The following is a 17,838-nucleotide window of genomic DNA, read 5'->3' as shown; positions in this document are numbered from 1 at the left end:
CGGCGCCGGCCTGCCGTTCGCCGAGCGCCACCGCGCGGTGTTGCTCTCGCCAGCCTCGACCCAGGACACGACGGCGGGCTGATCCGCCGCAGCTGTGTGCGCGGGCTGGAGGGCCGACGTCGGGATTCCCACGGGAGCTGGTGTGTCGGTAGTGATTTGGATCCATTCCAAGATTTCGAGGGGCCGATCGGCGACTGACGATTGCGGCGGTGATTCCACGACGTGGAAGGCGACGGCCCAAGATTCCGGACCGTCATCCGGCCGCGAACCGAGCTTGGTTGATGGCCGCTGGAGCCATTCAACCTTCATTGTCAGGATACAGGTGTGCCGTGGTCACCACCCGCCGGCCAAGCCGGGCACGGATCGCCAGCCAGCGTGGGGTTGATGTGTTCAATAGTGGAGCTATGGGGATTCGAACCCCTGACCCCTCGAAGGTCTTTATCCGATTCCTGCCGCCGTTTTGGCAGTTCCTGACGGCATTCGACGCGCTCACGACGGCGGGCCGGGGTATCTGAGTTGCAGGCACGGGCCGCGGCGCCTTCACTTGGGGGATGAATCCTCATCCACTTCCACACGTCGCCGTCCCCGCACGCCGCCTCGTGCTCATCATCGGACCGATCGCGTCAGGAAAGAGCACTTTGGCGAACACTGTCGCTGACAAGCTGCGTAGCAGCGGCGAGGCGGTGGCCGTGGTTGGTCTGGACACCGTCGCCGAGATGGCATTGCCGACACTGGCCAATTGGAGTTGGGCACACGAGGTCCACGGGCAGCTTGTTGGTGCCTGGCTGGAAAAGCCGATCCCGACCGTGATCGCCGAGGGGCCTGCAACACCTGAGGAGATCGAGCAGATCATGCGTCACGTTGGCTCGGATGTCAGCGTCCGGAAGGTGCTGATCACGGCGACGTACGAAACCGCCCTGGCACGGGTCATCCAAGACCCGACGCGTGGGCTATCAAAGGACCCGGAATTTCTCCGGCGAATGTATCGGCGGTTCGAGCAGACGCGGCCGGACATTGCCCATGACGTCCAGTTCGACACCGAGGAATTGTCTTCATATGACATCGCGGAGCGGGTGATCGACGGACTTCCCAAGCTGCGCTAGGTGCCCGAGGAGCCTCCGGCTTGCCGTACCCTGGTAGCCCTGCTGTGCCGGGGTAGGCTCGATGGCAATCACGTTCCTAGCCTTCCAGAGCGCGGCGCCTGAGCGAGTTAGGGTTATCGATCAGCCCGGTTCCGAACCCTCGGCGACTTCAAGGACGCGTGAAACGGCGCGGTCGTAGGCGCCGTATTCAGATGCTGGTCGGCCATTGAGGCAGTCGGCCACGAGCCGAAACAGCAAAGCTCGGACGAGGTATTGCGGAAAGTCCCGCGCCGGGCTGATCGTTTCGAGCAGTGACAGCGGCGCACCCTCGAAGCAGACGGCGTCAACGGCGATCACGGCCACTGAGTAGTTCACGGGACGCCAGTAGACGGTCAAATCGATGACGGCGGGCGGAAGAGCGGAATCGAACAAGACGTTTCCGGTCAGATCACCGTGAATGATGCCAGGGGAATCGAACACCTGCCGCCGCGCGCTCACCAGGTCTGCCACGTAGGGGGCTGCGATCGGCGGACCATCATATTCTCCCCAGGCAAAACGGTCAGCTCTGGCCCAGGCGTGAGTTCGCATATCGATGAAGTCCGGGCGCTCCACTTCAGCAAAAAGCGCGGCGAAGTCACGGGCAATTCCCGCCAGTTCCAGCCATCTTCCGGGCTGATGCTCACCAGCGAGGTAAGGGAACGCTGTGAAGCCATCTACAATCAGTTTCCCAGACCGGCTTCTGATCGGAAGGCTCAGGCGCACCTCGCTGCCGACGCTACGTTCGCGCGCGACTTCGTCCAACCAGAGCAGCTCCTCGGGAAGCACATCAAGAGGCTTCAGGGTCACATTGCCGACTCTCCAGGCCGTTCCCCGGCCGCCCTCCAGCTTTAGCGGAGTCCCGGCGGCATGGAATTCAGCTTGGGTTTCGATCGGAGGATGCACCCGATCACTATACGAGGTGAGCAGGGAACGGCGGTCTCGCTTGCCCTAATTTCCAGGAACTTTGAGGTCAGCCCGGAGTCGCGTTTCATCCGCGGCGAAGAATTTGTCCTCTTCATCCATCCAGCGGTGCCAAAGTGCCCTGTGATCTTCTCCGTCTCGATTTATGCCGCGTTGTAGTCGCTCATCCTTGTGAGCCTCCACCCATGCCGCGAAGGCAATCTTGCCGATGCTCTGATGGCGGAGCATAGAAAACCGGCGAAAGGCTCACCACAGCGGGTTCCTTCATGTACACCTAAGTCGACCGTCGGCGCCCAACCCGGGGCGCCGCCGTCGTACTCCCCCACGCCGAGGCATGGATGCATTGTTTTCCCCCAGGCGAGGCCATACCGTGAAGGGACGGTCAGCCGAAGTGCAGGTGCGGGCATGCGAGCTATTTCCTGGTCAGCGCGCTGTCTCCTGTTGTGCTTGCTGACCGTGGGGATCCTCGGCGGCGCCACCCCGCCGGCACCTAACCCTGCCGACCCGCCGGCCACAGGACCCGCGAGCCCCGAGCAGACCTACAGCGCGCTGAACACCTTCCTCCGGGAGCAACTGGACACCCTCGGGATTCCGGGGGCCGCCATCGCCGTCGTCCGGGACGGCGTCCAGGTGCACTCCGCCGCATTCGGCCGGGCCGACGACTCCGGGCGCCCGATGACCGCCCAGACGCCGGTGCTGCTGGCCTCCACCAGCAAGTCACTCACGGCCATCGCCGTGATGCAGCAGGTGGAGGCCGGCCGGCTGCGGCTGGATGAGCCGGTGCAGACGTACCTGCCCTGGTTCACGCTGAACGACAGCCGCTCGCAAGCCATCACGGTCCGCCACCTGCTCCACCAGGCCAGCGGCATGTCATCCAAGGACACGGCCTTTGAAGCCTCCGACGCACAGGGCCCGGAGGCTCTCGAAGAAGGGGTTCGGGCCCTCTCAAGTGCCCCGCTCGCCGGCGAACCCGGCGAGGCCTTCCACTACGCCAGCGCCAACTTCAACATCCTGGGCCTCCTGGTGCAGACAGTCTCCGGCCAGCCCTTCAGCGAGTACCTGGAGCAGCATGTCTTCGGGCCGCTGGAGATGACGCACAGCCATCCCACCCAGGCTGCCGCGCGCGCGGACAATGCGGCCGCCGGCTACTCGCTGTGGTTTGGCTCGTTCTGGCGCCAGGCCGATGTGCCCGCGCCAACCACCGGGATGCCGTCGTCCACCCTGTACTCGTCCGCCGAGGACCTGGGCCACCAGCTGACCGCACTGCTCGACGGCGGGCGATACGGCGATGCCCGTATCCTCCGGCCCGAAAGCTTGGAGGCGATGTTCGAGCCTCTCGTGCAGGTGGACGGGTCCAAGGGGTACGCGATGGGATGGTTCACCCGCCCGCTCGTGGAGTCCGTCGATCCCGCAGCACCACCTGTGCCCGAGGCGGACCTGCCGCTGGTGCTGGAGCACCAGGGCGAATGGGGCAACAGCCACACCTACCTGGGCATGGTCCCGGAGTCCCGCCTTGGCGTTGCGCTGGTCATCAACGGCAATGACACCGCCGCCCCGTCGCGGCTGAAGGCCATCGACACCAACGTCCTGCGGATCCTCCACGGGCGGGTCCCCGTGCCCGCGGTGGTGTTCGAGGACTGGCTGCAGCGCTACAGCTGGGCGGTGTCGCTGGCGCTGCTGCTGGCGGAGTTGGTGAGCATGGGGCTGGCGCTGCGTTTCCTCCTCCGGCGGCGCGCTCCGTCCCGGAAACGCTGGGTTCCGTTGGCGTGGGGAGCTGCTGCTCTCGCGCTCGACGGGTTCGCGCTGTGGCTGTGCCTGGTCTACGCTCCGGCCCGGTTCGATACCCACTTGTTTGTGATCATCCGCCAGTTTCCCGACGTCGGCGTTTCGCTGATACCGGTGCTCGCGCTGGCAGTCCTCTGGCCCATCCCGCGGTCGGTCTGGCTGCTGTCCAAGATGCGGGGCGCCGCCGCTACTGCACCGGCTTAACCACCGTGAACAGCACCGGCGGCGCCCTCTTCCGATTCGACGCTGAACCCCGCCACCGGGGTTACGCCGACGGTTCTTCTGTCAGCTGCCCAGGTGCCACGAATAGCTAGCATCATTCCAATTGACAGTTGCCGAGAAACGGTACCCCGATGACGAGCCATCTGGTTCGGTCTTGTTGACTGCGATGCATTGGAACGTGCCAGTGATAGCCGTCAAGTCATCGGAGGAACCTCCTCCCAGCGGAGTACAGGAAGCCCGCGTGATCGGCCCCTCGAGGACCCCCTTGGTGACGCGTGACTCTGCGTCCTTAAGAACTGAGTCCTCCAGGGCTGTGATAATCACCTTTCGTTGTGCTCGCCTGGACGTATCAGCGGCTTGTTTTGCAGCTGTCGCAGCGGCCGCTGCCCTCGTGGCCTCGGCCTGCCGCTTGTTCTCGGCTTCGGCCGCTGACGCTGCGGCAGCCTGCTCCGCGTTGACCTGGTTTGTATGCTGAATGTTTACTGTGATTCCGATTCCCGCGATCACAACAATGAGAACAGCTGCAGCAATAAGCACAATGCGCTTGTTTACGTTCGCGAAGCGGCTTTGGGCGATGTACGGGGTGCCGCAACTCGGGCAATAGCCACCAAGAGTCAGACTTTGAACACTGCATTTGCGGCAGATTTTGGTCTGCAGTTCCTGTACATCATTTGCGTCTGGTGCTCCGACTGCTGTCGAACTGTTGGCAAGGCTGTTCGGTTCCGGGTGAGGTTCCTCTGATTGACGTGGCTCGTCCTGCGGCGAATTGTTAGCTTCTGAAGTGTTCACAGGCGGTATCTCCTTGTCGGATGTCATGTGGCCAGCACTTGCCCGTATGTCAGGCGGAGACAGGCACGCTAAGGGAAGCCGGCGAAATCTTCCTATTGAATTCGTGCTGCACAATAGCTGAGCCGATGGAGCCCAAGAGGAACATAAGCCAGAAGGCGGCGTGACGTCCGAGGCCTTGGCGGGTGAACACCTCAACGCCGACTGAATACTTCCACAGCCAGACAATGTTGGCGATCGGCACGATCAGCAACCACGCCGTGGGTATTGCAGTGCCGTACTTATTCATTTCGTTCTTTGTCTTTACACTCCACACCAAAGAATAAATACCGAACGTGATGAGAGGCAAAAGTAAGGGCGCTGCGATGCTGCGATATTTCATGATTCTCCTAGTGATTGAGTCTTCCAAAAACTTTCGCACTGTTGGTCTTCGAACGCCTTTTGACTCAAGGGTCTGTTCGCGAACGAAATCCGTGCATGCAAGCTGACGTAGTGAGGCAGCGCTAGCTCTCGCAGGCCACGCCGTCGCGATCGCGATCGAGCCCTGTGCTGTAGCCAGGCTGTCCCGCGTACAGCGGAGCGGCACCAGCAGCCTTGGCCGCCGCACAGTTGGCGTAGTAGGCCGCTGCCGGGGCTGGTGCCTGGACTACGGGTGCTGGCTTTACGACCGCCTGCTGGGCAGCCTGCTGTGCGGCTGCCTCGGCAGCTTTCTGGGCTGCAACTTGCTGCGCGGCTGCCTGATCTGCCGCAGCTTTCTCGGCAGCAGCCTTGTCCGCCACAACCTTTGCTGCAGCAGCCGCCTCTGCTGCCACCTTGTCGGCGGCGGCCTTATCAGCAGTGGCCTTTTCCGCCGCAGCTTTCTCAAGGTTCTTGACGCCGAGGTGAACGGTGGAGCCCTTTGCCCCCTGTGCGCCTTCCGAGGGGTCTTGGGACGTCACCTGCCAGTCCTTCTCGATGATGATCGACTTGCCGTCGACCGTGTCCACAGCCTCGACCTTGAACCCGAGATCTTCCAGTTGATCCGTGGCCTTGTCTAGGGTCAGGCTCAGCACCCCTGGAACAGTGACAGTCTCAACAGCCACTGCGTCAGCGCTTGAAATTGCTGAAGCCTGCTTTCCACTGCATCCAGTCAGGATGAGGCCGGTAAGCACAATTAATGTCAGTGTCTTCTTCATTTTTCCCCCTTGGAAAGTTTTCTAAATTGGTGAAGTAATTTGGGCGTGGCTAGCTCTCGCAGGCCACGCCGTCGGAATCACGATCGAGCCCGGCCCGGTAGCCGGCCTGGCCGGCATAGATCGGTGCGGCGCCGGCTGCTCTGGCAGCGGTGCAGTTGGCGTAGTAAGCGGCGGCCGGCGCTGCGGGAGCAGGTGCCGGCACAACGGGCGCGGGAGCAACCGGGGCAGGAGCAGGCACCACAGTTGCAGCTGCCACCGCCGGTGCAGGCGCTGGTGCCGGGGCCGGGGCCGCGGCGACTGGTGCCTGCTGGTTAGTTGGTGCGAGCTGCCCGGAGCAGTCGGCCAGGATCCTGGCCATCGCGTCGTGCTCCGCCTGGGTGACCCACAGGCTGTACGTTGCCTTCACCGAAATCTGCCGGGCCACGTATTCGCACCGGAAGCCCTTGTTGGGCGGCAACCAAGTGGCGGCGTCGCCGTCGCCCTTTTTCATGTTGGTGGGACCGTCCGTGGACTGGAGGTTCAGGGAGTCATTGGCGAAGGCTGTCCGCTGCTCCACGGTCAGCTGCTGCGCGCCCTTCTGCCAGGCGTCGCTGAGGGCAACAACATGGTCGATCTGGACGGCGCTGCTGGTGGCAATCCCCCGCAGGAAGCTGATGGTGGTACCCGTGTAGGGGTCCGCCAGAGTGCCGGACTGGACCTTGCAAGGCACGCTGTTGGTGTAAATGATCCCCGTAAGGTCGCGTTTGAGCGTGTCATTCCGCGTGTCACAGCCGTTACGGTCTACGTCTGCCCAGGCCTGCCCAAAGAGCGCGCGGTCATATCCTGTCTTCGGTGCCCGGCCCTTGATGGGAAGGGTTGACAGCAGGTCGATCGCCTTGGTAGCAAAGGCGGGCTGCGTCTTCGGAGCCGTGACGTCGTTCGCCACGAGGCTTGGAGTCTCAGGATCAAGCGGGGCGCCCGTGGCCTGCGCGGTTGGAACGGACGACGGCGTCGGCGTGGCTTTTGCAGACGCGCTCGCTGTGGCGGTTCCCGGCGTGGTATTCCAGTCCGAGGAAGCTGCCTGAAGGTCCTCCGCGTTCGTACGCGGCAACGCGACGGCGCCGCCGATAAAGAGAGCGAAGGAGACCGCAAGGGCCATGGCCCCTGACCTCCGCTTGGCAGGAAGCCACGCCCAGGAACGCCGCCCGGTCACCAAAATGTAGAGGCCGGTAAGTGCACCGGAGATGGCCAGGAATACCAGCGCGCCTCCAACTCCGCCGCTGAACGCCCCGATGATCACAAAGAGCGCAGTAATGCCTCCGACAATGAACGTGGAAGCGCGCGGCTTTCGTGGTGGTCTTGGCCCGGGACCACCAGATGCTGGAGCCCAGAGCACTTCATTGTTCGACATTATTTCCCCCAAATAGTAAAAGCCCGACAATTAGCCGGGCTTTTACCCTGTCGACGCTTGCGTCACTGAAGACCCTATTTCTGCGGCGGCTGCGAACGGCGGATACTTCGCGGATCCTGGCACAACATTGATCCAGTCTTGAGCTAATCTTGAGCGGTTCGTCGATCGGGGAATTCGGGGCTTAATAATGGAAATAGGCGCTAAGGGAGGACGTACTTTGCTGTTTTCCCATATTTACGAAGAGGCCTCGTGCCTATCGTCTATCCGGACCGGATGCAGTACGTTGGCCGTACGAATAGCGTGGTGCTGGGCACCGTATTCCGGCGCCAACTCTCCAAATTGCGATCCAGAGAAGCGAACTCATGAAATCTGCAACCCTTCCCCGCTCCCGTCAAAGCCCCCGCACCCGCTGGCTCGTACCTGCCGCCCTGATCCTCCTCAGCCTCGTCCCGGTCATCGCCGGGACCGTGCGACTGACCGAGCTCTCGGGAGGTCAGATCACGCCGGATAACGCGCGGTTCTTCGATTCGCCAATCCCCGTGCTGATCCATATCCCCTCCGTCACGGTGTACCTGGTGCTGGGGGCGTTTCAGTTCGTTCCCTCGCTTCGACGGGGCAAGCGCGGCAGGGCCAGCTGGCACAAAATCGCGGGACGCATTCTTGCCCCCACCGGCCTGCTCGCCGCCCTGTCGGGTTTGTGGATGGCAGTTTTCTACGATCTCCCGCCCCTAGACGGGCCGCTTCTACTTGTCCTTCGGCTGGCCTTCGGGTCCGCCATGGTGGCGTTCATTGTCCTGGGATTCATCGCCGTGCGGCGCCGGAACTACGTCCGGCACAGCGAATGGATGTCGCGGGCGTACGCCATCGGCATCGCCCAGGGAACCATTGTTGTGGTGACCATTCCGTGGATTCTCCTGGTGGGGCCGGTTGACGAACTGACCCGGGCGCTTCTGATTGGCGCATCATGGGTACTCAGCCTGGCGGTGGCCGAATACTTCATCCACCGGCGCGCCCAAGTACCAACGCGAGCGGCGCTCCCAAGCCGTGCGCCGTCGTCGTAATTCCCGACGGCGGCCGCTGGCCAGGTGCCTAAGGTCTAGTAAGTGCGCTTACGGGTTGGGATCTAAACTTAATCATGGACACAATCCCGGCGGTTTTCCTCGTCTTCGGGGCAGCGTTCGCCTGGCTGGGCGTGACGCTGGTGGTTATCCTCCGGACTCGCCACCGTAGGAGTGGATCGAGGCCGGTGCATCCGGCGCATCCCACTGACCAGGCTCACCTTCGTAACGGCATCCGCTGGCGCCGCCTCCGCCGGATCGCGGACCAGAACACTGGAACTCCGTCGAGACGACGCGGCCTGAGAGTCAGGAAGGTCCGCCATTGATGCCTGGCGATAATCGGGTGGAAGGCAACGAAGCCCTAGCGCCAGACGGATCGTCTCGCATCCCATCCTCCATACGGACAAGCCACTCGCCGAGGAGGGCACCGGTGAGTGCCGGCTGGTCAAGATGTGCGTTGTGGCCGGCCCGGTCGAGAACCGCAAACGTGGATTGCACGTAGTGGCCGGAAAGGGCGATCTGATCCTGGAACCCCACCACGTGGTCTTGGCGTCCCGTAATAATCACGGTTGGGCGTTGGAACTTCGGGGATCGATGCTCTGGCTCTCGACCCAGGGCATAACTGCTCGAAATTCGTTGGACGGCCGCCTGGTCAAAGGCCCGCAAGCCGGGGAGCACGGATTCGCGGAACCGGAGCCAGTTCTCCATAGATTGGACCACTGCCATCTCCTCGTAGTCCGCCGCGTCCCGGGGGTCTAAGGACGCCACAAGGACCTGGTCCTTTTGCAGGACAGTTTGGGCCGGCACAGTTCGTGCCCCGTGCTCGGCCACTGCCACCGGGCAAAGGAGTGCGAGGCCCAGGACCTGGTCGCCGAATTCAGCCACAACGTGCCGGGCGATCATCCCGCCAAATGAATTGCCCAGGACCGCGAATTTTTCGTCTCCGAAAGTTGTCCGTGCGAAGGAGACAACGGCTTCCGCGACGGCATCTGCGCTGTCAACCTCGGGCCCTGCTGGGGACTGGCCCATGCCCGGAAGGTCAACATAAACGCGTCTCCACCGTCCTTGCAGGGCAAATACGGAATCGAGCCCCAGCAACAGGTGATGATCCACGCAGAAGCCATGGATCATCAGGATCGGAGTGCCGGATCCAAATTCAACGGAATGCATCATTGAAAGCTTCACCTCAGCCGCGGGAGCTCTGCGCAGGCTGAAAGTAATCGGTCAGGAACCCAGCCAGGACACATGCCAGAATGACCCCCGTGGCTGGCAGGAGCGATACCGGGCCGACGAAATCGCGGACGTCGCTCCTGAAGCTTCGCGTACTCCTCGGCTGTGCCAAAGGTGGCTTCCGCGGCAGTCCCGGTGGCGGCCCCATGCGCCCGCACGTCATCCAGTACGTCGGCGATCTCCGGTTCCGACAATCCACGCACTCTGAGGTTGAAGGTCAGCTTTCGCACATAGCTCATGGTTGTCCCCTGTCGGATTGTCCGGATTTCGGTGCTGGCTCATGCGCCAAGGCGACCATCGGCACCCAACCCGGGTGCCGCCGTCGTGCTCTGCGATCCTGTTCCACCGCGTCAGGACACGCGGCGGAATTCCCCTGGCCGGAGCTGGACGTGGATGGGCAGCACCAGCTGGATGTGGGTGTCGCCGATGGGCTTGTCGAGCAGCTCGTTAATCGACGTCTGCCCTTCCAACTCGCTGTGCTGGTTTTTGCCCATGTATCGAGCTTATGTGCGCCACGGCGGGAGTGAATCCAAAGACACGGCTACGCGGCTGGAACCAGCTTGTAGGTGAAGCGGCCGTCCAGGCCACCGCCCGTGCTCATGGTCAGGTCCACTCCCTCGGTGGGCAGCACCACGGGCGCCGTGAACACCTGACCGTTGCACGGGACCTGCACGGGGGCCAGAACTTCAGCACCCGCCGCAGTGGCCGCCGACAGCTCGGCCCCTGGTGGTCCTGCGCAGACGAAATGCAGTTCGTACTGGCCCGGTTTGGCCATGAGTGTTCCGGTGGTGGTTGAGTTCGCGCTGATGGAACCACGCAACTCACCGGGCAAATACGGTTGCAGCTGCTGCACCGACCACTCTGAAAAGTCCTCCATCTCCGAAGCCCGCGGGTCCGTGTTGGCCTGCACTTTGACCCCAGTTGCGGACGGCCTGCCCGTCGGCGGGACCGCGCTGATGGTGATGGGCCCGCCGGGGTGCCTCATGAACCGGTCCAGCGGGGCGTCGCACTCAAAGTTCGCGGCCTCCGGTATGCCGTCAGCCTTCACCATGGTGAGTTTGGCCCCGTAAACGCCGGCACAGGCGCCCGTGACCGTGTAGTCTCCCGGCGCCAGAACAAGGGAAAGTTTCCCGGCCGGCTCTGCTTCCGACGGCATGCCGGGATCCGATGCCGGTGCCCCGAGCAGACGCGCCACTTCAGCGGCATTTTCATCGAAGGACCGGGGCTGGGGTGTCGCTGCCGGCGAGGATGGTTGAGCCGGCCGCTCATCCGGGCCGCTGTACTCACACCCCGCAAGCGGAACGACGAGAACGGCCACAACCAACAGGACTCGTCCGTGCCGAGTCTGCATCCCCCAAAGAGCTGACATGACCCCGAGTCTATGGCCTCTTGTCCGCGGCAGTGCCAGTATGTGGAGAATCAGGTTCGCTGCAGGCGCCCCATAACCGGGCAGTAAGGACGCGCGGTCATGACCTACGTCAACAGTTTGGCCGATATGGGAGCAGCCGACATCGCCATGGCCGGCGGCAAGGCCGTGGGCCTGGGCGGCCTCCTTCAGGCCGGTCTCCCGGTCCCTCCCGGGTTTGTGCTGAACACCGCAGCGTATTCGCATTTTGTGGAGGCCAACCACCTTGAGGCCCGCATCCAGGAACTGGCCACCCTGTCACCGCAGGCGGCGCCCCAAGACTACGCGGACGCCTCGGAGCGGATCCGAACCCTGGTCACGGCCGGCACCATGCCGGCGGACATCGCGGCGGAACTCGGCGCCGCCTACGGGCGGCTCAGTGACGCGCGTCTCGACGACGGCGGGGAAACGGCCGTTGCGGTGCGTTCCTCCGCCACGGCCGAGGACCTCGCCGCAGCCAGCTTCGCCGGGCAGCAGGAAACCTACCTGAACGTCCGCGGGGCCGAGGCGCTGTCCGCGGCCGTGATCGAATGCTGGGCCTCCCTGTGGACGGCGCGCGCCATGGCCTACCGCGCCCGCGAAGGCATCGGACCGGACTCGGTGCGCCTCGCGGTGGTAATCCAGCGGATGGTCGAGGCCGAGGCCGCGGGGGTCATGTTTACCGCCAACCCGGCCAACGGGCGCCGCGACCAGATCGCCATCAGTGCCGCGTGGGGTTTAGGCGAGTCCGTGGTCAGCGGGTCCGTCACCACGGATGACCTCGTGGTCGACGCCGGGACTGGCACCGTGGTGTCGCGGCACACGGCCGACAAGGCGGTTATGACTGTCTACGCCGAGCACGGCACCCGGGAGCAGCCGGTGGCGGCAGCCCGCCGTCGTGCGCCCGTACTGGACGACCGGGCAGCAGCCGAACTGGCCCGCCACGGAACCCGGAGTGCGGATCATTTCGGGGCACCGCAGGACATCGAGTGGGCACGGGCCGGGGGCGAGTTTTTCATCCTGCAGTCCCGCCCCATCACGGCGCTGCCCGAACCGGCTGCCGATACCCCGGACACGTGGCCCGTGCCCTATCCGAGGGGGATGTACTTCCGGGCGAGCATCGTGGAACAGTTGCCGGACCCGCTCTCGCCGCTCTTCGCCGACCTGATTGACGGCTCGGTGTCCCGCTCGTTGCGGGCCTTGATGAACGAGGCCGTGGGCACGAACGTCATCCGCGAGGACGACGTGGGACTGCCCACCATCAACGGCTACGCCTATTACTACTACCGCACGTCGGGGATGTGGCGGGTGATGGGCAAGGCGCTGAAGGCGGTACGCGCGCTGGCCCGCGGCCAGGCGCACATGGGGGTGGCCGGCTGGCGCGAATTCTCGCATCCCCGCTACGAACGCGTGATCAAGGACTGGTCCGCGAAGCCCGTTGCGGAGCTCTCCGGTGCGGAACTGCTCGAGGGGGTTCAGGCGCTGCTGGACGCCGGCACCGTGTACTACACAGCCGTGCAGTCAGTCATTCCGCTCGCCGCGACCAGCGAAATCTCCTTCGGGGCGTATTACGACAAGTTCGTCCGGCGCGAGGGGGATCCCCCCGCCCTGACGTTCATCCTCGGCTACGACAGCGAACCCATCCGGGCGGAGAAGTCGCTGTACGATCTGGCCGCTTGGGCCCGCGGCGTCCCCGGGCTCGCCGCGGCGATCCTCCATGAACCGACGACGGCGTTGGCCGAGTCCCAGCGAACGGGCTTCCCGCCTGCCGGGTTCAGTGAGCCGTTGTGGCAGTTGTGGCGTCCGCGCTTCCAGGACCACCTCGGCCGGTTCGGCCATGCGGTGTACAACCTGGACTTCGCCAGCCCGGTGCCGGCCGACGATCCGTCAGCGCTGCTGGACACGGTGAAGTTCTACCTGCGCGGGCAGGGCACTGACCCGCACGAGCGGCAGCGGCTGTCGGCCGACCGCAGGGAGATCGCCACCAGCCGGATCTTCACCCGGCTCGGGCCGCGCCGCCGGGCCGCGTTCCTCCGGCTGCTCCGGTGGGCCCAGAACACAGCCCCGATCCGCGAAGATGCCCTGGCCGACGTCGGCCTGGCCTGGCCGCTGCTGCGGCGGATGCTGCTCGAACTCGGGCAGCGGCTGGTGGACTCCGCGGTCATCGCCGAGCCCGCCGACGTGTTCTGGCTGCGGCACCGGGAGCTGCGCAGCGCCGTCGAGTTCGGCCTGGCCGCACCGGGCGCACCGGGCGCACCGGGTGCACCGGGCGCCGTGGCCATTACCGGGGCCGACCGCCCCGTCCGCGCCGCCGCCGTCGAGGAGCGCAAGATGCTGTGGCGGGGCCAGGTGAAGGCCGCTGCCCCGCAACTGCTCCCGGAGAGCCGGTGGATGGAAAAGGCCTTCGGGTCCATGATGCCTGCAGGCTCGCAGCACCAACTCGGCGACATCATCAAGGGCACGGGCGCGAGCGCGGGCCGGGTCACCGCCCCGGCCCGTGTCCTGCGGGGGCCTCAGGATTTCGCCCTGATGGAGCCCGGAGAGGTCCTGGTGGCCCGCATCACCACTCCCGCCTGGACCTCGCTGTTCGCGATGGCCTCCGCCGTGGTGACCGACGTGGGCGGCCCGTTGAGCCACAGCTCCATCGTGGCCCGGGAGTACGGCATCCCGGCCGTGCTCGGCACCGGAGTGGCCACCCAGCGGCTCACCAGCGGCCAGCAGATCCGCGTGGATGGCGACGCCGGCACCGTCACCATCGAGCAGCCGGGCCCTACGCAGGAGCCGTGACCGGGTGGCATGATGGGCGCATGAGCCGAGTCACGTGCGACCTGACCATCTCCCTCGACGGCTTCGTCGCCGGCCCGCACCAAAGCCCTTCGGAGCCGCTGGGCGAGGGCGGCGAGCTCCTGCACCGGTGGATGTTCGAGGAACCCGAGGCCAACGCGGCCGCGATCGACGGCATCCTCGCGTCCGGCGCCTACATCATGGGACGGAACATGTTCGCAGGTCCCGGGGCGTGGGATGCGGACTGGCGGGGATGGTGGGGTGAGGAGCCGCCCTATCACGCACCGGTTTTCGTTCTCACCCATCAGCCACGCGAGCCCCTGCAGATGCAGGGCGGCACCACGTTCAACTTCGTGACCGACGGCATCGAATCGGCGCTGGCCCGGGCGCGGGAGGCCGCCGGGAGCAAGGACGTGGCCATCGCCGGCGGAGCGCAGACCGCCCGGCAATACCTCTCGGCGGGGCTGATCGATGAGCTGCGGCTCCACACCGCGCCCATCATCCTGGGGGCGGGCGAACGGCTGCTCGACGGCGTCGGGAACCTCACGCTGGAGCCGACGGAAGTAAGCGGGACGAGCCTCGTGACGCACGTGCGCTACCGGGTGGTCCGCTAGATAGAGCGTCCTCCCGCAGCTGGCTTAGCCCAGGACGGCCCACCCCCGCGGCGGCACCAGGATGGCGTTCGCACCGACATCGACGGTCGCCTGTCCGGCGACGACGGAAGTGGCGCCGGCGGCGCTGATCCGCTGGGTGTCGGGCGAGAGGTTCAGTGCGACCACGAGCGCATCGGCGTCAACCGCGAGGCGGTACGCCAGCACCTCGTTGGAGAGCTGGAGGACCTCCGTGGTGGCACGGTGCAGCCAGGGGTTCCGTCTCCGCACCCCGATGAGCTGCTGGTGCACGGCGAAGATGGGTCGTCCCAAGGCCGAGAGCTGGTCGGGAGCGGACGGGAACAGCGGCCTCACGTCGTCGTCGCCCCCTGCCCTGTCCTCCTTGACGCCCCGGTAGCCTTGCTCGTCGCCGTAGTAGATGGACGGCGTTCCGCCGACCGTGAGCAGGACGACGACGGCGTGCGGCACGAGTGCGGCATCGGTGAGCTTGCTCGCGATGCGGGTGACGTCGTGGTTGCCGATGAAGGTGAGCGGTGCGTAAGAGCCCAGGAGCGCGTTGTGTCGCTCGAGTGCGGCTGCGAGTTCGAAGAAGTTCGCGTCATTGAGCGAACTCCAGACAGCCTTCCAGAGCTCGTATTGCGTGGCGGAATCGAGTCCGCCGGACCGGACCTCCGCTGCATAGTCGCCGTGGATGTACTCGCCCACGAAGTACGCGTCCGGATGGGATGACCGGACGCGCGCGGTGACCGGAGCCCAGAACGACGACGGGACGGCATAGGCGGCGTCGAGTCGCCAGCCGTCCGCACCCCGGCGCAGCCAGTGCTCCATGACCTCTACGACGAAATCGGCGACGGCCGGCTCGTTATGGTTGAGCGCCACGAGGTGGTGGTGGCCCTCGAAGTCGCGGTACTCGGGTTCGACGCCGGGAGCGGCACCGTCGGGCCACTCCAGCGAGAACCAGGAGGCGGTGTCCGCCTCCGGCCCGCGCGCGAGGACATTTTGGAACGGCGCAAAGGAGCGCCCGGTGTGGTTGAAGACGCCGTCGAGCAGTATGCGCAGTCCGCGACGGTGTGCCTCTGCCACCAGGGTGTCGAAGTCCTGCTCGGATCCGAGCCTGGGATCGATCCGGAAGTAATCCGTGGTGTCGTACCCGTGCGTCTCCGACGCGAAGATGGGGCCGAGGGCCAGCCCCGACGCCCCGAGTTCCACCGCGTAGTCGAGCCACGGGACAAGGTCCAGCAACCGGTGGTCAGCGGCGGGATCCGGCGTGGCGGTCTTCTCCGCGCCGACAAAGCCGAGGGGATAGACCTGCCACCAGATGGCGTGCTGGACCCAGTCAGGTTCGTTCATGGCGCTGATACCCTTCCGTCCGTTCCTGGCCGCCCGGGAAGGCGGCAGGCTAGCCCGGGCGGGCCGGCGTCCCGTCCAGCCTATATCGGCCAGGACGCGGGCTGACCGCAACGGAGGGCCTGATCGGCTGGACTCACATTAGTGAAAGGGAAGCTCTGTGCCCTGTTGGAAAGGCAACACTCCTTGTGCGGGGGTCATGGTGAACCAGTCGCCGCCCTGCATGGTCGCAAAAATGATGACTCTCTGATTGGGATCGAGCGGATCGCCGTCCGGGTAGGACTCTCCTCCAGTGCATGTCGGGGGCATGGAGGAGATGCGCAGGTTCCCATCTCCGGGATCACCTTTGAGTACCTGCTCGACTTCCACAAGGTGGGTCGTGGCCTTGTGACCGTAAATCCTGGTCTCACCGGCCCGGCTTACAGGCTTTCCGATGAGCACCAACCCGGCCTTGTCGTATTGGCGTTGAGGGGTCTCGAACCGGACCCAGTCAACGCATGCGAAGGGGCCGGCGCTTGGAACGAGGCTGCTCGTTGAACCAAGGCTTGAACCGGTGGGCGTTGGGGAATTGTTGGGTGCAGCGGAGCTGGCGGAGTTCGCCGTGGGTTCCGCAGTTCCCGGTCCGCCCGTCAGCTTGTCGCCGCATGACGTCAGCAGCATGGTGAAAAGTAGGGATGGAACTATGCATTGCCAGAACCGAATGCGCGTCATTATCCTACGCTCCCGGCGGATCCGGCCGGCTAGGATGCGGGCTCGTTCAGATGTGCATCCCGGACCTCAGATGGTGTTGCGCCCTGAATGACCCAGCGGTTGCCATCCGGGTCAGCAAAGTACGCAAACTGCACTCCACCCATGTCCTGTATTTCGCTGACATCGGCGCCCCGGCGGACGAGCTCGGCTCGGACCGCGCCAATGTCGGGCACCACAAGCTGCAGGCCCTCGAGGCTGCCCGGCGTCATGCTCGTCATTCCTGTACCAATGACTATCGAGGCAGCCGAACCAGGCGGCGTCAGCTGCACGACCCGCATTCCCGGGATGTGCTCCACGTCGTGGTCAAGGACAAAGCCCAGCTTCTCGGTATAGAACGACTTCGACCGGTCGACATCGGCCACAGGTACTTGCACAACTTCAAGGCGCATCTCCATGCGCCTCACAGTACCGCCACCGGATGTGCCGTGCCATGCGTACTACTGACTGGCGTTAGGCCTCAGACCAGGCTCGGCTGGCTCGACAGTGATGCATTCGGCAAGGAAGCGCGTGTACTTCGAGTCGATCACACATAGGCAGGCGGAACATAGTAAGTTGCCTTATGATTTTAGGTGACAGTGCCGCAGCGCACCGGGAGGAACGGATATGGTGGCGGAATCGCCCAGCTCCATCAGGACTGAAGTGCTCGGCGGACGTTACCGGCTGGGCGAGGTGATCGGTCGCGGCGGCATGTCGTCCGTGTACTGCGCTCGGGACGAAAACCTGGGCCGGGACGTGGCGTTGAAGCTCTTCGCACCCCAGGCTCCCGACGCAGACGCGTTGAAACGACAGGAAGCTGAAATTACGCTGCTGGCGACGCTGAACCACCCCAGCCTCGTGACCCTGTTCGATGTCGGCGTCGACGAACGCGTCCCGGAGGAGCCCCGGCCGTTCCTGACGATGGAACTGGTGGAGGGCCAGGATCTGCGCAGCCGGATCAGGCACAGCCAAGTCCCCTTGGACGAACTCGCCGTCATAGGAGCCGGCATCGCTGACGCACTGGCCTATGTCCACGGCCTTGGCATCCTCCACCGCGATATCAAGCCGGGCAACATCCTCTTGGTACAGACCCGGCCCGGTGAGCCATTGCGGGCCAAGGTGGCCGACTTCGGCATCGCACGAATCGCTGACGCAACCCGCCTGACCGCAACCGGAGCCATGGTGGGCACCGCGGCGTACCTCAGCCCAGAGCAGGCCATGGGCTCCCCGCTCACCCCTGCCACAGACATCTATTCGCTGGGGCTGGTCCTGCTCGAATGCATCAAGCAGTCGATGGA

Annotated in this window: 16 protein-coding genes; 6 read left to right on the top strand and 10 right to left on the bottom strand. The window is 64.7% G+C overall.

Annotation, left to right across the window (positions count from 1 at the left end; translation table 11 throughout):
* Positions 1 to 551 precede the first annotated feature (551 nt).
* Entirely contained in the window at positions 552 to 1,103 is a 552-nt protein-coding gene (locus tag V6M49_RS01210; RefSeq protein ID WP_332759590.1) for an AAA family ATPase, read from the top strand.
* Positions 1,104 to 1,223: 120 nt separating this feature from the next.
* Here V6M49_RS01210 and V6M49_RS01205 read toward each other — a convergent pair whose 3' ends face one another.
* A complete protein-coding gene (locus V6M49_RS01205; RefSeq protein WP_332759588.1) occupies positions 1,224 to 2,024 on the bottom strand; it encodes a hypothetical protein in 801 nt (266 codons plus the stop codon).
* A gap of 423 nt (positions 2,025 to 2,447) precedes the next feature.
* On the opposite strand from V6M49_RS01205, the gene V6M49_RS01200 reads away from it, so the two are divergent.
* A complete protein-coding gene (locus V6M49_RS01200) occupies positions 2,448 to 4,031 on the top strand; it encodes a serine hydrolase domain-containing protein (RefSeq protein ID WP_332759587.1) in 1,584 nt (527 codons plus the stop codon).
* Between the two features lie 81 nt (positions 4,032 to 4,112).
* Here the strand turns inward: V6M49_RS01200 and V6M49_RS01195 are convergent, their stop codons facing one another.
* From V6M49_RS01195 to V6M49_RS01180, 4 genes are all read right to left on the bottom strand, one after another.
* Complete coding sequence (locus tag V6M49_RS01195) at positions 4,113 to 4,838, bottom strand: hypothetical protein (RefSeq protein ID WP_332759586.1); 726 nt, start codon at positions 4,836 to 4,838, stop codon at positions 4,113 to 4,115.
* Between the two features lie 49 nt (positions 4,839 to 4,887).
* A complete protein-coding gene (locus V6M49_RS01190) occupies positions 4,888 to 5,217 on the bottom strand; it encodes a DUF4234 domain-containing protein (protein WP_332759585.1) in 330 nt (109 codons plus the stop codon).
* Positions 5,218 to 5,338: 121 nt separating this feature from the next.
* Positions 5,339 to 5,917, bottom strand: coding sequence for an excalibur calcium-binding domain-containing protein (locus V6M49_RS01185; RefSeq protein WP_442959684.1), 579 nt, complete (start codon positions 5,915 to 5,917; stop codon positions 5,339 to 5,341).
* 142 nt (positions 5,918 to 6,059) lie between these two features.
* Positions 6,060 to 7,289 carry a GmrSD restriction endonuclease domain-containing protein gene (locus V6M49_RS01180; RefSeq protein ID WP_332759583.1) on the bottom strand — a complete coding sequence of 410 codons (1,230 nt, stop codon included), beginning with the start codon at positions 7,287 to 7,289 and terminating at the stop codon, positions 6,060 to 6,062.
* 473 nt (positions 7,290 to 7,762) lie between these two features.
* On the opposite strand from V6M49_RS01180, the gene V6M49_RS01175 reads away from it, so the two are divergent.
* A complete protein-coding gene (locus V6M49_RS01175) occupies positions 7,763 to 8,461 on the top strand; it encodes a DUF2306 domain-containing protein (protein ID WP_332759582.1) in 699 nt (232 codons plus the stop codon).
* A 303-nt stretch (positions 8,462 to 8,764) separates the two neighbouring features.
* Here V6M49_RS01175 and V6M49_RS01170 read toward each other — a convergent pair whose 3' ends face one another.
* From V6M49_RS01170 to V6M49_RS01160, 3 genes are all read right to left on the bottom strand, one after another.
* On the bottom strand, positions 8,765 to 9,631 hold the full coding sequence (locus tag V6M49_RS01170; protein ID WP_246848721.1) for an alpha/beta fold hydrolase: 867 nt from the start codon (positions 9,629 to 9,631) through the stop codon (positions 8,765 to 8,767).
* A gap of 407 nt (positions 9,632 to 10,038) precedes the next feature.
* On the bottom strand, positions 10,039 to 10,182 hold the full coding sequence (locus V6M49_RS01165; protein WP_156380336.1) for a hypothetical protein: 144 nt from the start codon (positions 10,180 to 10,182) through the stop codon (positions 10,039 to 10,041).
* Between the two features lie 47 nt (positions 10,183 to 10,229).
* Positions 10,230 to 10,844 (bottom strand): hypothetical protein, encoded by a 615-nt coding sequence (locus V6M49_RS01160; protein ID WP_332759579.1) that lies wholly within the window; start codon positions 10,842 to 10,844, stop codon positions 10,230 to 10,232.
* Positions 10,845 to 11,156: 312 nt separating this feature from the next.
* Here V6M49_RS01160 and V6M49_RS01155 point away from each other — a divergent pair, with 312 nt between their 5' ends.
* Both V6M49_RS01155 and V6M49_RS01150 read left to right on the top strand, forming a co-directional pair.
* Complete coding sequence (locus tag V6M49_RS01155; RefSeq protein WP_332759578.1) at positions 11,157 to 13,859, top strand: PEP/pyruvate-binding domain-containing protein; 2,703 nt, start codon at positions 11,157 to 11,159, stop codon at positions 13,857 to 13,859.
* 20 nt (positions 13,860 to 13,879) lie between these two features.
* The gene (locus tag V6M49_RS01150) at positions 13,880 to 14,470 is read left to right on the top strand and encodes a dihydrofolate reductase family protein (RefSeq protein WP_332759577.1); all 591 of its coding nucleotides are present in this window, start codon (positions 13,880 to 13,882) and stop codon (positions 14,468 to 14,470) included.
* A 24-nt stretch (positions 14,471 to 14,494) separates the two neighbouring features.
* Here the strand turns inward: V6M49_RS01150 and V6M49_RS01145 are convergent, their stop codons facing one another.
* Positions 14,495 to 15,817, bottom strand: coding sequence for an alpha-amylase family protein (locus V6M49_RS01145; protein WP_332759576.1), 1,323 nt, complete (start codon positions 15,815 to 15,817; stop codon positions 14,495 to 14,497).
* Positions 15,818 to 16,554: 737 nt separating this feature from the next.
* Positions 16,555 to 16,959 carry a VOC family protein gene (locus V6M49_RS01140; RefSeq protein ID WP_332759575.1) on the bottom strand — a complete coding sequence of 135 codons (405 nt, stop codon included), beginning with the start codon at positions 16,957 to 16,959 and terminating at the stop codon, positions 16,555 to 16,557.
* A gap of 208 nt (positions 16,960 to 17,167) precedes the next feature.
* Here V6M49_RS01140 and V6M49_RS01135 point away from each other — a divergent pair.
* Positions 17,168 to 17,838 (top strand): serine/threonine-protein kinase (locus V6M49_RS01135; RefSeq protein WP_332759574.1); only part of this gene is annotated, 671 nt, incomplete at its 3' end.

This window comes from Pseudarthrobacter sp. (assembly GCF_036675385.1).
Taxonomy (GTDB): Bacteria; Actinomycetota; Actinomycetes; order Actinomycetales; family Micrococcaceae; genus Arthrobacter.
Note: the sequence above shows the minus strand (reverse complement) of the source record. Positions and strands in the feature narration are given on the sequence as shown.

What these genes read in the sequence shown, in the direction of transcription:
- V6M49_RS01210 (WP_332759590.1), top strand. Translation starts at nt 552, where the DNA reads ATGAATCCTCATCCACTTCCACACGTCGCCGTCCCCGCACGCCGCCTC.
- V6M49_RS01200 (WP_332759587.1), top strand. Translation starts at nt 2,448, where the DNA reads ATGCGAGCTATTTCCTGGTCAGCGCGCTGTCTCCTGTTGTGCTTGCTG.
- V6M49_RS01190 (WP_332759585.1), bottom strand. Translation starts at nt 5,217, where the DNA reads ATGAAATATCGCAGCATCGCAGCGCCCTTACTTTTGCCTCTCATCACG.
- V6M49_RS01175 (WP_332759582.1), top strand. Translation starts at nt 7,763, where the DNA reads ATGAAATCTGCAACCCTTCCCCGCTCCCGTCAAAGCCCCCGCACCCGC.
- V6M49_RS01170 (WP_246848721.1), bottom strand. Translation starts at nt 9,631, where the DNA reads ATGATGCATTCCGTTGAATTTGGATCCGGCACTCCGATCCTGATGATC.
- V6M49_RS01165 (WP_156380336.1), bottom strand. Translation starts at nt 10,182, where the DNA reads ATGGGCAAAAACCAGCACAGCGAGTTGGAAGGGCAGACGTCGATTAAC.
- V6M49_RS01160 (WP_332759579.1), bottom strand. Translation starts at nt 10,844, where the DNA reads ATGCCGTCGGAAGCAGAGCCGGCCGGGAAACTTTCCCTTGTTCTGGCG.
- V6M49_RS01155 (WP_332759578.1), top strand. Translation starts at nt 11,157, where the DNA reads ATGACCTACGTCAACAGTTTGGCCGATATGGGAGCAGCCGACATCGCC.
- V6M49_RS01150 (WP_332759577.1), top strand. Translation starts at nt 13,880, where the DNA reads ATGAGCCGAGTCACGTGCGACCTGACCATCTCCCTCGACGGCTTCGTC.
- V6M49_RS01145 (WP_332759576.1), bottom strand. Translation starts at nt 15,817, where the DNA reads ATGAACGAACCTGACTGGGTCCAGCACGCCATCTGGTGGCAGGTCTAT.
- V6M49_RS01140 (WP_332759575.1), bottom strand. Translation starts at nt 16,959, where the DNA reads ATGGAGATGCGCCTTGAAGTTGTGCAAGTACCTGTGGCCGATGTCGAC.